This is a genomic window from Rhizobium sp. 05N49, from assembly GCF_056396805.1.
Genome location: NZ_JBFTME010000005.1, coordinates 191,909 through 206,528, shown reverse-complemented (window position 1 = coordinate 206,528; position 14,620 = coordinate 191,909). Strand labels below are relative to the sequence as shown.

General features: G+C 58.5%; 12 protein-coding genes. 6 read left to right on the top strand and 6 right to left on the bottom strand.

The window, feature by feature from the left end; all coding sequences use genetic code 11:
- Positions 1-9 precede the first annotated feature (9 nt).
- From AC1DF8_RS12870 to ltnD, 6 genes are all read right to left on the bottom strand, one after another.
- Positions 10-942 carry a carbohydrate ABC transporter permease gene (locus AC1DF8_RS12870; protein ID WP_112972434.1) on the bottom strand — a complete coding sequence of 311 codons (933 nt, stop codon included), beginning with the start codon at positions 940-942 and terminating at the stop codon, positions 10-12.
- Positions 943-1,023: 81 nt separating this feature from the next.
- Positions 1,024-2,328, bottom strand: a complete 1,305-nt coding sequence (locus AC1DF8_RS12865; protein WP_478153813.1) for an ABC transporter substrate-binding protein — start codon at positions 2,326-2,328, stop codon at positions 1,024-1,026.
- Positions 2,329-2,478: 150 nt separating this feature from the next.
- Positions 2,479-3,546, bottom strand: coding sequence for an ABC transporter ATP-binding protein (locus AC1DF8_RS12860; RefSeq protein ID WP_478153812.1), 1,068 nt, complete (start codon positions 3,544-3,546; stop codon positions 2,479-2,481).
- Between the two features lie 78 nt (positions 3,547-3,624).
- Entirely contained in the window at positions 3,625-4,398 is a 774-nt protein-coding gene (locus AC1DF8_RS12855) for an SDR family oxidoreductase (RefSeq protein ID WP_478153811.1), read from the bottom strand.
- Entirely contained in the window at positions 4,395-5,381 is a 987-nt protein-coding gene (denD, locus tag AC1DF8_RS12850; RefSeq protein ID WP_112542547.1) for a D-erythronate dehydrogenase, read from the bottom strand. Before denD ends, AC1DF8_RS12855 begins: the two co-directional genes overlap by 4 nt.
- Positions 5,382-5,651: 270 nt before the next feature.
- Positions 5,652-6,557: an L-threonate dehydrogenase gene (ltnD, locus tag AC1DF8_RS12845; protein WP_478153810.1), complete on the bottom strand. Its 906-nt coding sequence runs from the start codon at positions 6,555-6,557 to the stop codon at positions 5,652-5,654.
- Between the two features lie 237 nt (positions 6,558-6,794).
- Here ltnD and AC1DF8_RS12840 point away from each other — a divergent pair, with 237 nt between their 5' ends.
- The 6 genes from AC1DF8_RS12840 to AC1DF8_RS12815 all read left to right on the top strand — a co-directional run bounded on the left by AC1DF8_RS12840 (position 6,795) and on the right by AC1DF8_RS12815 (position 14,619).
- Positions 6,795-7,751, top strand: a complete 957-nt coding sequence (locus tag AC1DF8_RS12840; protein WP_478153909.1) for a LacI family DNA-binding transcriptional regulator — start codon at positions 6,795-6,797, stop codon at positions 7,749-7,751.
- 157 nt (positions 7,752-7,908) lie between these two features.
- Positions 7,909-8,832 carry an ArsR/SmtB family transcription factor gene (locus tag AC1DF8_RS12835; RefSeq protein WP_478153809.1) on the top strand — a complete coding sequence of 308 codons (924 nt, stop codon included), beginning with the start codon at positions 7,909-7,911 and terminating at the stop codon, positions 8,830-8,832.
- 206 nt (positions 8,833-9,038) lie between these two features.
- On the top strand, positions 9,039-10,547 hold the full coding sequence (arfA, locus tag AC1DF8_RS12830; RefSeq protein WP_478153808.1) for an arabinosylfuranosidase ArfA: 1,509 nt from the start codon (positions 9,039-9,041) through the stop codon (positions 10,545-10,547).
- A 197-nt stretch (positions 10,548-10,744) separates the two neighbouring features.
- Entirely contained in the window at positions 10,745-12,649 is a 1,905-nt protein-coding gene (locus AC1DF8_RS12825) for an ABC transporter substrate-binding protein (RefSeq protein WP_478153807.1), read from the top strand.
- Positions 12,650-12,753: 104 nt separating this feature from the next.
- The gene (locus tag AC1DF8_RS12820; protein WP_113116494.1) at positions 12,754-13,758 is read left to right on the top strand and encodes an ABC transporter permease; all 1,005 of its coding nucleotides are present in this window, start codon (positions 12,754-12,756) and stop codon (positions 13,756-13,758) included.
- A gap of 3 nt (positions 13,759-13,761) precedes the next feature.
- Positions 13,762-14,619 (top strand): ABC transporter permease, encoded by an 858-nt coding sequence (locus tag AC1DF8_RS12815; protein ID WP_018114640.1) that lies wholly within the window; start codon positions 13,762-13,764, stop codon positions 14,617-14,619.
- The last annotated feature ends 1 nt before the right edge of the window (position 14,620 follow it).

The following is a 14,620-nucleotide window of genomic DNA, read 5'->3' as shown; positions in this document are numbered from 1 at the left end:
TTTTTCTCCCTAGTCCTGGCCGCCCTGCTGCCATTTGCGGCGTTGCAGACCGAAGAAGCTGAACATGATCGCTCCAAGCAGGAACGGGATCATGGCGACGGCGATCGCAGCACCCTCGCCGAGCTGGCCGCCGGGAATGCCGCGTTGGAAGGACAATGTCGCCATCAGATGCGTGGCGTTGACCGGGCCGCCCTTGGTCAGCACGTAGATGAGCTGGAAATCGGTGAAAGTGAAAAGCACCGAGAATGTCATCACGACCGCGATGATCGGCGTCAACATCGGCAGCGTCACGTAGCGGAAACGCTGCCAGCTGGTCGCCCCGTCAAGTGAGGCAGCCTCCTGCAGAGACGCTGGGATGGTCTGCAGGCCGGCAAGCAGCGAAATAGCCACGAAGGGAATGCCGCGCCACACGTTGGCAATAATGACGGAAATGCGCGCATTGGTGGGATCACCAAGGAAGTTGATCGGCGCATCGATCAGGCCAAGCTGCATCAGCGACCACGATATGATCGAAAACTGGGAATCGTAGATCCACCAGAAGGCAAGGGCCGACAGCACGGTAGGCACGACCCAGGGCAGAAGCACGATCGCGCGGAAAAAACTCTTGAACGGCAGATGCTGGTTCAGGAGCAGCGCCAGCCAGAGGCCAAGGGCAAACTTCAGCAGCGATGCGATGAAGGTATAGAGGACGGTGTTGAAGACCGACAGCCAGAAGACGTTGTCGTCCATCAGGTATTGATAGTTCTCCAGCCCGATGAAGATACCGTCGCGGCCAATGCGCGTATCGGTGAAGCCAAGCCAGACACCAAGCCCCAGCGGATAGGTCAGGAAGCAGACCAGGAAGACCGCCGCCGGCAGCATGAACAGGAATCCGAGCACGTTATTGTTCTGCAGGAGCGCGGACGTCGGCGCGCGCGCATCCCCGGAATTCACCGTCGACATTGCTTATCTCCAGATTGCTGTAGATTTCAGGCTTGCGGCACGCCGGTTTCCGGCATGCCGCTTGTCTTGGAAAATGCGGGATCAGACGCGGTAGTAGCGGTTCGCCCGGCGCTCGGCCTCTTTCATCGCATCTTCCGGCGACATCTGGCCGGTAACCGCGGCGGCATACATGTCGACCAGAACATAGTCGGCCATGGTGGCAGCCGAGGCATAGCCGAGCGGGCCGGCATAGCCGTTCGGACGCAGCTTTTCCGAGGCGCGTGCGTAAGGCGCATGGATCGGATCGGCAGTCCAGATCGGGTTCTTGGCGAATTCCTTGAGCGGCTGGCAGCAATAGGCGCTGGAACCCTGGATCCAGGCATTCATCTGATCGGCTTCCATCATGAACTTGATGTAGGCCTTCGCGGCTTCCGGATATTTGCTGTGCTTGAACAGAAGCAATGAACTCGTCTGGCAAAGCTCGACGCTCTGGCCAACCGGGCCGATCGGGAAGTTCGTCGTGCGAATGTCCTTGGTGATTTCTGCGAGCTTGGGATCGTTCTTGGCGGTGTAATAGACCGACACACCATTGGCGATCAGCGAAACCTGGCCGGCAAGGAAGGCGCGGTTGTTGTTGACGTCCTGCCAGCTTTCCGTGCCCGGAATGAAGGTCGCATAGAGTTCCTTGGCGTAGTTGATCGACGCCAGCGTTTCCGGGCTGTTGATCGTCACCTTGCCGCCTTCGTCGACCATCTTGCCGCCGTGGCTCCAGAGCAGCCAATGGGCATAGTTGTTGCCGTCACCAACGGCCTTGCCATGCGGGAAGCCGGCAGGCGTGCCCTTTGCCTTCATGGCCTTGCAAAGCTCCAGGAAGCCGGCAGTGTCCTTGGGAAATTCGCTGAAGCCAGCCGCCTTCACATGGCTGTCGCGATAGACGACGGCATTGCCGATCGCCGTCAGCGGCATGGCAATGAACGTATCGCCGCGTGAGGCATAACCTTTGACCCCATCGTACCAGCCGCCATATTTGTTGCCGAGATAGTTGGCGAGTTCGGTCAGGTCGACGAGTTTGTCCGGATATTGGTGAGCATCATCGAACCAGCACATGATGAGGTCAGGCCCGGAACCGACATTGGCCGCAACAGCAGCCTTCGGGCGAATGTCCTCCCAGCTCTCCTTGTCGATACGGACCTCGACACCGGTTGCCTCCGTGAATTTCTTGGTATTTGCAAGCCAGGCCTCCTCATCGCCTTTCACGAAGGGTGTCCAGCGAAGCAGGCGCAGGCTCGCTCCACTTTCCGGCGTGAAGGTCGGCTCTGCCTGTGCGAAAGACGGCCTGATGCCGAGACCGGCGACGCCGGCCGCTGCTGCCGAAGCGGCAAGAAATTCACGTCTCTTGATCGTCATTATATTCCTCCTCCTGGAAAAAGCGGGAGAGAATTCTCCGACATTCATCTCCCGCTTGATGAACGACGGTACCCGCATCCTGAAATGGGATGCCAGCCATCTGGCGAATGGGCGGGAAGACTCCTCCTCTGCCGCGCCCCGCCTGAAGGCTTAATTGGTCAATCTCTGGCCGCCTTCTGCATCGAAGAGATGAACATGCGAGGCGTCGATCATCACATGCAGGCTTTCGCCCGGCCGTGCATTGACGCGTTCGCGAAAGACACAGTTGAGATCTGTGCCGCCAAGCTTCAAAGTGAGATGTGTCTCGTAACCGGTTGGCTCTATGACGACGATCTCACCGGGCAGGCCGCCGGCATCGAGCAAGATATATTCAGGCCGAAGCCCATAGACGAGATCACGCCCTTTAGCGCTTTCCGGCGCATTGGCGACCGGAAGCGCCGTGCCGTCGGCGGCGATAAAACGCGCTGCATTCTCGGGATCGAGCCTGCCCTTGATCATGTTCATCGCAGGCGAGCCGATGAAGCCGCCGACAAAGAGATTGGCCGGCTTGTCATAGAGTTCCAAAGGCGAACCGACCTGCTCGACGATCCCGTCATGCATGACGACGATCTTGTCGGCCATGGTCATCGCTTCGATCTGGTCGTGGGTGACGTAGACGGTGGTGGTCTTCAACCGCTGATGCAGTCCCTTGATCTCGGCTCGCATGGCGACGCGCAGCTTCGCATCCAGATTGGAGAGCGGCTCATCGAAAAGGAAGACTTCCGGATCGCGTACGATGGCGCGGCCCATGGCGACGCGCTGGCGCTGGCCGCCGGAAAGTTGGCGTGGATAGCGGTCGAGTAGCGCATCGAGCCCGAGAATGCCGGCGGCATATTTCACCCGCTTTTCGGCTTCGGCCTTCGGCGCCTTGTTGAGCATCAGCGAAAAGCCCATGTTCTGCTGCACCGTCATGTGCGGATAGAGCGCGTAGTTCTGGAAGACCATGGCGATGTCGCGATCCTTCGGCGGCAAGGTGTTCACCACCCGCCCGCCGATCCGGATTTCGCCCGCGGAGATGTTTTCCAGCCCCGCCAGCATGCGCAGCAGCGTGGACTTGCCGCAGCCTGAAGGGCCGACGAGAATGACGAATTCACCATCGGCAATATCGATGTTCACGCCTTTGATGACTGGAAACGCGCCGAATGATTTGCGCACTTCCGCGAATTGAACACCTGCCATACTCCCTCCTCCCAGATATCGAGCATCACATGCTATGTATTCGTATTCCTATACTTTTCGCTGGCGCAGGACCGAGGGTCACCCGCGCCCGACGAAGGGCATCCTGGTCGCCATCACGGTCATCGTCAGCACGTTGGCGCTGAGCGGCAGGCCCGCCATATAGACGACCGCATCGGCGATATGTTTGGGATCAATCGTCTCCTCCACGGCAGTCGTGCCATTGGCCTGAAGAACGCCGGTGGCCATTCTTTTCGTCATGTCGCTTGCCGCATTGCCGATATCGATCTGGCCGCACGCAATATCGAATTCGCGCCCGTCGAGAGCGGTCGATTTCGTCAGTCCGGTGATTGCATGCTTGGTCGCCGTATAGGGCGCGGAATTCGGACGTGGCGTCGTTGCCGAAACCGAGCCGTTGTTGATGATGCGGCCGCCACGCGGCATCTGACCCTTCATCAGCCTGAACGCCTGCTGCGTGCAGAGAAAGGCGCCTGTCAGATTGGCCGATACGACGGCGCTCCAGTCTTCGAAAGATACGTCCTCCAACGATATCCCCGGCGCCGAGACACCGGCATTGTTGACCAGGAGATCGAGACGGCCATACCGATTTTCGATCGCATCGAACAGTGCTCTGACTGAAAGCGGATCGCCGACATCGGCGCGGATTGCGGTAACTTCTGCACCTGTCTCGCTGGCGAGTTCGGCGGCGGCTTTTTCGAGAATCTCGGCACGTCGCCCCGAAATGACCAGTTTGTAGTCCGCAGTCCCCAGTCCTCTTGYGATTGCGCGGCCAACACCCGTGCCTCCGCCAGTCACAAGGGCAATCTTCGACCGCTCGCCGGAACTCCCGCTCATGCGATCCTCCCGCCGAGTTCGTCCTCGATATGCACCTGCAAGATCTCGTCGAAACTCGTCTCCGCCGTAAAGCCGAGCTCGGACGCTCGCTTCGCATCGAATTGGGTGGGCCAGCCGGCAACGATCCGTTCGATCACCGGGTCACGCTCGCGCTTGATCAAGGCAACCGCCTTGTCGCCCGCAACCCGGCGCAGGGCATCGATTTCCTCCGAAACCAGCGCCGAGAGACCCGGCATGGTCAGGTTGCGCCGCGACCCCACTTTTGCCGTATCGATTTTTGCAGCATGGACGAAGAAACCAACCGCCGCCCTCGGACTTGCGAACCAGTGCCGGACGCCATCGCCGACCGGCAGCACGGCCGGCTTGCCGGCGAGCGGCTCACGCAGAATATTGGAGAAGAAACCGGATGCGGCCTTGTTCGGTGCGCCAGGGCGCACGCAGATCGTCGGCAGGCGAATGCCGACGCCATCGAAAATCCCGCGACGCGAGTAGTCTGCAAGCAGCAACTCGGCGATGGCTTTCTGGGTTCCGTAACTTGTCAGGGGCGTGGAGAAGAACTCGTCCGGAATGACATCAGGGAAAGGCGTGCCGAACACGGCGATGGATGAAGCAAACACGACACGCGGCATATAGTGAGATTTCAGACCCTCTTGGCGGATTGCGTCGAACAGTGCACGCGTTCCATCGAGATTGACGGCATAGCCCTTATCGAAATCCGCTTCCGCCTCGCCTGAAACGATCGCCGCCAGATGAAAGATCAGATCCGGCCGGGCCTCGATCAGCTTGTCGGCAACACCTGCCCGGGCAAGATCGAACGTCATGGCGTTTGACAGGGACTGAAGGGCTTCGGGTACCGGCGGTTGAAATGCATCGACCAGCGTCAATCGACTGATCGTAGTGCCGAGCGCGTCAGGTTCGCGGGCAATTCTTTCGACCAGCTTGCGGCCGACCATGCCTGCCGCACCCAAAATCATCACATGCATGTCTGCTTACCTCCCAGCGCCGCCGATCTCGCTCTTCGAGACGACCTCGTGTCAGATCGGAACCCGTTCTCCCCGGTTGGATTCCGCGCGTCACACCAAGCGCAACGCCATCTATTTCTTCAAGTTTTCCAAAGTCCGGACCGATACGCAGGAACGTTAGCGACCGGATAAAATCAAACAAAACTGCAACCTGCAGGTCAACTTACCTTGCATGATCTGCGGGTGGTAGCAATCGAACATAAGTCTCATGTCTCCTTTGCCCAGTGCCTGTCAGCGAATAACAGTCATGCCCGGCAGGACGACGCCGCTCTTTTCGGCAAGGACCTTTGCCACGGCGGCATCATCCTCCTTGCCGAGACCGGCTTCGGCTGCCTGCTGGAACAGCGAGAGCGCGGTCGAAGCGAGCGGAGTGGCGGCCCCTGCCCGCTCTGCCTCAGAGGCGACGATGCCGAGATCCTTGACGAAGATGTCCACCGCCGAGCGCGGTGTATAGTCTCCCGAGACGATATGTTCGCCCCGGTTCTCGAACATCCAGGAGGAGCCTGCCGAAACCCGCAGGACTTCGTAAAGCGTCTTCAGGTCGATCCCGGTCTTGGCTGCAAACGTCATCGCCTCGGCCGTCACGGCGATATGCACCCCGGCCAGCAGTTGGTTGATCATCTTCACCTGCGAACCGGGGCCGGGCCTGTCCCCGAGCCGGAAGACCTTGCCGGAGACCGCATCGAGCGCCGGTTGTGCGCGCGCAAAAGCCTCCGGCGAGCCAGAGCCCATAACGACCATCTCGCCGGAAAGCGCCTTGGCGTGGCCGCCCGAAACCGGCGCATCGACGACAAGCATGCCGGCAGCTTCCAGTCGGTCGGCAATCGCGACTGTGGCGCTCGGCGCCATGGTCGCGCTAAGCAGAAAGACGGTGCCGGCGCGAGCCGTCTCCAGCGAACCGCCCGGCCCGAACAACACATCCTCGGCCTGACTGCTGTTGACGACGAACAGGAACACCACATCGGCTTCCGCTGTGGCTTTGGATGGTGTCTCGCAGGATTTGCCGCCCGCTTCCGAAAAGTGCTGCAACACATCCGATCGGACATCACATCCGTGGACGATAAAACCCGCCCTCAGAAGCGACAGGGCAGCGCCCCATCCCATCGATCCAAGGCCGATGACCGCTGCTGTCCGCATGTCCTGCACAGCTCCTCCTCCAACGTGGAATGCCAGCGTTGAGTACGGTGTTATCGATACCGGTATCGATAACAAGCCTCAATTTCGTAACATATGTCAAGCGTCGGCAATTCCTCTTTTTGCGAAATCGGCTTATGATTTATGCGCGTGTGCTGGTGTCGGCACTGATCGGGGGACCCCTTGGGGATACGCAAATCCACTCTGGAAGAGGTTGCCGCTGCGGCCGGCGTGAGCAAGATGACTGTATCCCGAGCGCTGCGTGGTGCACCTGACGTCTCCGCGCAAACTCGCCAGAGAGTGCTGACGGCGACGGAACAGCTCGGTTACGTCGGCAATCGGCTTGCCCTTTCATTGTCGTCACAGAAAACCAATCTCGTCGCCGTCGTGGTGCCGAGCATGTCCAATATCGTCTTTCCCGAGGTGCTCGCAGGCATTTCGACCGGGCTCGAAGGGTCCGGAATGCAGGCGGTCTTCGGGCTCTCAGACTATGATAGCCGCAAGGAACGGGACGTTATCAGGGACATGCTGTCCTGGCGGCCGAGCGCCATTATCGTCACCGGTCTCGACCAGCCCGAAGATACGGTGAGAATGTTGAAAAGCGCCGATATTCCCGTCATTCAGATCATGGATCTCGATGGTACGCCGATCGATTTCAATGTCGGCCTGTCGCACGGAAAGGCAGGCGAGGAAATGGCGAGATCGCTGATTGCCTCCGGCCGAAAGCGTTTCGGCTATATCGGCAGTGCGCTGGAGCGGGACCTGCGTGCCGCAAAACGCAAGGCCGGCTTCGAGCGCGCCCTGCATGAAAACGGCCTCGCCATCATCGGGCAAAGGCTGGGTGATACCCTTTCCTCCGTCAGTCTCGGCAAATATCTGACACAGCAGTTGCTGCGTGACGAGCCGAACCTCGACTGTATCTATTATTCCAATGACGACATGGCCGCGGGGGGTGCATTTGCCGGCATCGAGGCCTCCCGGACTGACGACATTCTGATGGCGGGTTTCAACGGCCTTGAACTCGCGGCTGCGCTTCCCGTGAGGATCGCTACATCCAAATCGCCACGTCGTCTGATCGGTGAAGTCGCAGCACGTCTGGCATGCGGCTCCATGGCGCCGGATATTCCGTCGAGCGGCAAGATCACCGCCTTCGTTCCCGAGATCACGGGCATTGTACCGGATAACTCCGGCTCGTAACTCCGGCTTGCCAACCGACGTGGTTTTGCGGAGAGACGCCCTGTCAATTTCAACGAATGCTGAGATTTAAATCAGGGAAGTCGATCTATATCCACGCGCGGCTTGCTATATCAGCATTGTCGATATAAATCGATATGTGATGCAGCATGGAGAAGCCATGGAACGCTCGTTTTTGACGATCGATGCCGGAGTCAATGACACCGTAATCAAAGCTCTCTCGGCGCCTGGACGCCTGCAACTCCTTAAACTTTTGTGTTCAAAGGGTCCCATGAACGTCAACGACATGGCACGGGCTCTGTCGCTGCCGCAGTCGACCGTCGCAACCGGAATTCAAATTCTGGAAGAGGTAGGATTGGTCGAATCCCGCCTCGCCAAAGGCCGGAAGGGCAATCAGAAGATCTGCTCCGCGGTTTATGACGAAATCCTCATCAGCTTTGAGGACAAGTCCGTCAACAAGGCGGATGACGTCATCGAGGTCGAGATGCCGGTTGGGCTCTACACGAGCTGCGATATCCACGCCCCATGCGGCCTTTGCTCCAGTGACAGTGTAGTCGGCCTGCTCGATGTTCCTGATTATTTCCTTGATCCACAGCGCATGCAGGCCGGTCTTGTGTGGTTCGGGAGGGGTTATGTCGAATACAAATTCCCGAACAATGCCAAGGTTTTGAACAAGGACGTGCGCGCCATTGAATTCTCGATGGAACTGTCTTCTGAAGTACCTGGGACCAATCCCGATTGGCCCTCGGACATCACGATCTGGGTCAATGGAATACCGGTCGGCACCTGGACTTCTCCGGGCGATTACGGTGACAAGCGCGGTGCTCACACACCTGCCTGGTGGAAGCTGGAAGGCTCTCAGTACGGCAAGTTGAAGACGTGGCGTATCTCCACACGAGGCACATTCATCGACGGCATCTCAACCTCCAATGTCACGGTGGAAGACCTTGCTCTCGCGCAGCATTCCTCGATCCGCCTGCGGATCGGCATTGCCGAGAACGCCAGCCATACCGGTGGCGTCAACATATTTGGCCGCGGCTTCGGGAATCATGGCCGCGACATTGTTATGCGCCTCTATATTTAACGAACAATATCGGAAATCCTGATTTCGAAGGCGCGAGAAATTTTTCTCCGGATGATGGAAATTTCCCCATAAATTATTGTTAAATAACTGTTATTTTTGAAAGGCGGGCTGCCAACAACTCACACGCTGTTCGATTGACTCGCACTCATCAAGCTATCAAGATAGCTGCACAAGAACGAAGAAATCGATATTTACGGGAGGGTTCGTTGAAAGCGAATGTTGTTGTTCATCGCGATTTTCGGGTCGCGAGCATTGATCCCAGACTTTACAGTTCGTTCCTTGAGCACCTCGGGAGAGCCGTTTACGGCGGCATATACGAGCCAGGGCATCCGACAGCAGACGCGGACGGCTTCCGGCAAGACGTTATCGATCTCGTCCAGGAACTCGATACGCCCTACTGTCGTTACCCTGGCGGCAATTTCGTTTCCGCCTATGATTGGCAAGACGGCGTTGGTCCGCGTTCCGAACGTCCTGTCCGGCTGGATCTTGCCTGGCGAACCCGGGAAAGCAACCAAATCGGCGTCAATGAATTCGTCGACTGGTGCAAGAAGGCGAAGACCGAGCCCATGCTCGCCGTCAACCTCGGCTCACGCGGGCTGGATTCGGCCCGCAACTTCCTCGAATATTGCAACCATCCCAGCGGCACCTATTGGTCGGACCTGCGTCGCAAGCATGGTTGGGAAGCACCCCATAACGTCAAATTGTGGTGCCTCGGCAACGAAATGGACGGCCCCTGGCAGGTAGGACACAAGTCAGCGCACGAATATGGCCGGCTCGCCGACGAAACGGCAAAGGCCATGCGGAATTTTGACAAGTCGCTGGAACTCGTGGTCTGCGGCTCCTCGCATTCCGATATGAAGACCTATCCGGATTGGGAAGCAGAGGTCCTAAACGAGTGCTATGACAGCGCCGACTATATTTCCCTGCATATGTATTTCGCAAACCGCGAGAAAAATACGCTCAACTACCTTGCCCGCACGACAAAGCTTGACCGTTACATCACCACGATCGGCGGTGTGATCGACTACATCAAGGCGAAGAAGCGGTCGAAGAAGACGATCGGCATTTCCTTCGACGAATGGAATGTCTGGTATCATTCCAACCAGCAGGACAAGGATATCCTCGCCAAAAACGAATGGCCCGATGCCCCACACCTTCTCGAAGACGTCTATAATTTCGAGGACGTGTTGCAGGTCGGCGGGATTCTCAACACCTTCATCCGCCGTTCGGACCGCGTGCGCATCGCCTGCATCGCCCAGCTCGTCAATGTCATCGCTCCGATCATGACCGAGAATGGTGGTCCGGCCTGGCGTCAGACGATCTATTATCCCTTCTACTTCGCGTCGAAATACGGCCGGGGATCAGCCCTGCAAATCATCACTGACGCGCCGACCTACGATTGCGACGAAGCGGACGATGTGCCCTATCTGGACACATCCGCAGTCCTTTCCGACGATGGCAAGACGCTGACCTTCTTTATCGTCAACCGTCATCCGCAAAGCGCCCTTGACCTCGACGCCCGGCTGGACGGCTTTGCCAATGCCCGCGTGCTCGAGCAGCTGGAGATGACGCATCCTGACCTGCAGGCGGTCAACACGGCACGGCAGCCGGAGACGGTTGCGCCAATCAAGGTCGAGAACGCGAAAGTCGAGGACGGCAGATTGCGCGCGAGCCTGAAGCCTCTGTCCTACAGCGTCATCCGGCTTTCGGTCTGACGCCATTCCGGCCATCACTCTCGTGCTGGCCTGGAGAATATCCGCTTGCTGCGAGGAGGCAGCCGAGCCGGAGAAATGGTTCGCAGAAGCATCTGACCTGACAAGTGCAAGTCCCTATGCCGCTGCGAACCCTAAAACCGCGACGTCCCATGCGTCCATTGCGGCCGCGCTCTCGTCGCATTCAAAGGGAGGAGATAATGCAGCATTGGAAGAAGCTTGCATTCGGCGTCGCCTTGGCGACGCTCGGCCTGATGGCCGCGGCTAAGGCGGATGACTATAAATCCTTGCCTCGCAAGGACACTCTCATCGTCGAAAACCCGGAAGGCACCATCAAGAATCCGGGCTGGTTCAATATTTGGGTCAACGGCGGCGGCGGCGTTTCGACCGGCCTGCAGCAGTTGACCATGGACACGCTCTGGTACATCGATCCGGAAAAAGGCCTCGGCGGCTCTACCTGGGACAATTCCCTTGCCGCCGACAAGCCGCAATACAATGCCGACTTCACCGAGATGACGGTGAAACTGCGCAAGGGGCTCTACTGGAGCGACGGCGTGGAGTTCACCGCTGACGACGTGGTCTACACGGTCAAGACGCAGATGGACCATCCCGGCATGGTCTGGAGTGCTGCCTTTTCCGTGCAGGTGGCAAGCGTCGAAGCGACCGATCCCTATACGGTCGTTTTCAAGCTGAAAAAGCCCAACTCCCGTTTTCATGCGATCTTCACCGTGCGCTGGAACGGTGCCTGGATCATGCCGAAGCACGTCTTCGAAAAGATCGCCGATCCGGTTCGCTATGACTTCGCCAACCCCGTCTCACTGGGCGCCTACAAGCTGAAGACCTATGACCCTCAGGGCAAATGGTACACATGGGAGAAGCGCGACGACTGGCAGCGGACTTCGCTTGGCCGGTTCGGCGAGCCTGCTCCAAAATATGTAACCTATGTCGACCCGGGCCCGCCGGATAAACGCACCATCGCCCAGCTCGAGCACAATCTCGATATCATCCACGACAATACGCCGGAAGGCATGTTCACGCTCAAGGAAAAGTCGAAGAGCGTCGATAGCTGGTTCCCGGGCTTCCCCTTTGCTCATCCGGACCCGACGCTTCCGGCTGTCATTTTCAATACGCAGGATCCGACCTTCCAGAACCCGGATGTCCGCTGGGCATTGGCGCTGCTGATCGATATCAAGGCCGTGGACATGGCGAGCTATCGCGGTGCGGCCACGCTATCGGCACTCGGTGTACCGCCAACGGCCATTGCCATGACGGACTATCAGGCTCCCCTGCAGGATTGGCTGAAGGACTTCGAGATCGATACGGGCAAGCGCAAGATCAAGCCTTACGATCCGACAGTTGGCCAGCAGATCGCCGATATCCTGCGCAAGCAGCCAAAATACAAGGATCAGATCCCGACGGACCCCGCCGCCATCAATAGCGCGTTCGGCTATGGCTGGTGGAAACCGGATCCGCAGGCAGCTGCCGAACTGCTGGAAAAAGCAGGCTTCAAGAAGATCGGCGGCAAATGGATGACCCCGGACGGCCAGCCGTTCAAGATCCGGATGACCGTCGAGGGCGACACCCGCTCCGTCTTCACCCGGGCCGGAACGCTCATCGCACAGCAATGGGCCTCTTTCGGCATCGACGCCAAAGCCGTGCCGGTCACGAAACTCTGGCAGGTTGCGCTTCAGCCCGGCGACTATCAGGTAGCGATTGCCTGGAGCGTGGAAACCTGGGGCGGCGATCCCGATCTGTCGTTCTTCCTCGACAGCTGGCACTCACAGTTCGTGGCAAAGAAGGGTGAGAACCAGCCGCCGCGCAACTGGCAGCGCTGGAGCAATCCGGAACTCGACAAGATCATCGAAAGCATTCGCGGCATCGGCGCCGACGATCCGAAGGGCCTTGAGCTCGGCAAGGATTATCTCAAGCTGGTCGCCCGAGAAATGCCGACGATACCGCTGATGTCCTATAACGTCTTCACCTCGATGGACACGACCTATTGGACCGGTTACCCGACGATATCAGACCCTTATACCGATCCGGTACCGAACTGGGCGAATTCCAGGTTGATGATGGTCAAATTGAAACCGGCACAACCGAAATAATCCTCCCACCGCCGGCGCGGCCCTTTCGCGCCGGCCCCCTTATCGGCGGGCAATCTGCCCGTCGATCCTTTCGATGAAGGGACCCAGAGAGGAACCACCACCCTATGACGTCCTATCTGATCTTTGTGCTGAAGCGGTTCGGTCAGTTTCTGCTCGTCGTATTTCTTGGCGTGACCATAACATTCTTCGTCACCCACCTGACCCCGATCGATCCGGTCGAAGAGAGCATAGGCTCCATAACGCAGATGGGGCAATCCGATCCAAACGCGATCGAACTGATGCGCCAGTCGCTTCGGGAGCTTTACGGACTGAATGGCTCGATCTGGCAGCAATACCTGCATTTCTGGCTTCGGCTCGCGACAGGTGACCTCGGCCCCTCGCTCTCGGCCTTCCCCACACCGGTCTCGACCATCATCATGCGTTCCCTGCCCTGGACGATCGGTCTGATGACGGTCTCCACGCTGATTACGTTCGTGCTCGGCAACGCGATCGGTGCGCTTGCCGGTTACCACCGGAAGAACATGATCCTGAAAGGGATCAGTCTCGTCTTCATCGCGATGCTGCCGATCCCCTATTACATTCTGGCCTTCGTTTTGCTCATTGTCTTCGGTTATGTCTGGCCGATCCTGCCGATCAATGGCGGCTATGAGATGAACGCCAATCTCGACCTGTCCTTCTCCCTTGTTATCGACATTCTCGAACATTCCATCCTGCCCGCATTCTCGCTGATCCTCGTCGGCACCGGCAGCTGGCTGATCGGGATGCGTGCTCTGGTTTCCAACATCATAACGGAGGATTATGTGGTCTTTGCCGAGCTCGGCGGCGTGCCGAAGCGGCGCATCCTGCGCTCCTATATCGCCCGCAACGCCATGGTGCCGCAGTTTACGGGCTTGGCGATGTCGCTCGGCGCTATCTTCAACGGCACGGTCATTACCGAGATCGTCTTCGGCTATCCCGGCATCGGAAACCTGCTGATATCAGCCGTCCATGCCGGCGACTACAGCCTCGTGCTCGGCCTCAGCGCCTTGTCGATCGTCGGCGTCGCGGCCGCCGTCTTCATCATCGACATCCTGAGCCCGCTCATCGATCCGCGCATCAAGGTGGAGTAGGCCATGTTCACGATCCTGCGCGACCTGACGCGTCACAACATGGAATTCCTGAGCGGCCTGGCACTCTTTGCCATCATCGTGGGCCTGGTCATCCTGTCCTATTTCTCGCCCTATGGCGCCACGGACATCTACCTGCTGCCGCCCGATATGCCGCCGGACGGAGACTATTGGCTGGGCACCACGTCGCGCGGCCAGGACGTCTTCTGGCAGCTGACGACTGCGCTGCGCAACACACTCTATTTCGGTATCGGCGTCGCCTTCCTATCTCGCATCATATCGCTCGTCGTTGGCCTGGTCGCTGGTTATGCCGGCGGCGTGGTTGACCGGGTCCTCATGGCAATCAACGACAGCGTCATGGTCATTCCGCAATTTCCGCTGCTGATCCTCTTCTATTTTGTGCTGAAGGACAGCATGACCTGGACAGCCCTCATCGTCATCATGGCAGCTCTCGGCTGGTCCTATGATGCGAGGCTCATCCGTTCTGTTGCGATCAGCCTTAAAACGCGGCCCTTTACCACTCAGAGCGTCTATTCCGGCATGAGCATGCGCAAGATCCTCGTCGAGGAGCATTTGCCCTACGTCCTGCCGATCGTCTTTGCCACGACGATGAACAACATGATCTGGTCTATCGGGATGGAGATCACCTTGTCGGTGCTTGGCTTCACCGACATCGAGACCCCGACCATGGGCATGATGATCTATTGGGCCAACGCCCATTCGGCACTCATCGCCGGCACCTGGTGGTGGGTGGCTGCACCCGTTGCCGTCATCGTCGTTCTCTTCCTGGCGCTGTTTCTCCTGTCCATGTCGATGAATGAATACAACGATCCGCGCAGCCGGCTGAACCGGATGGGAGGTTAGC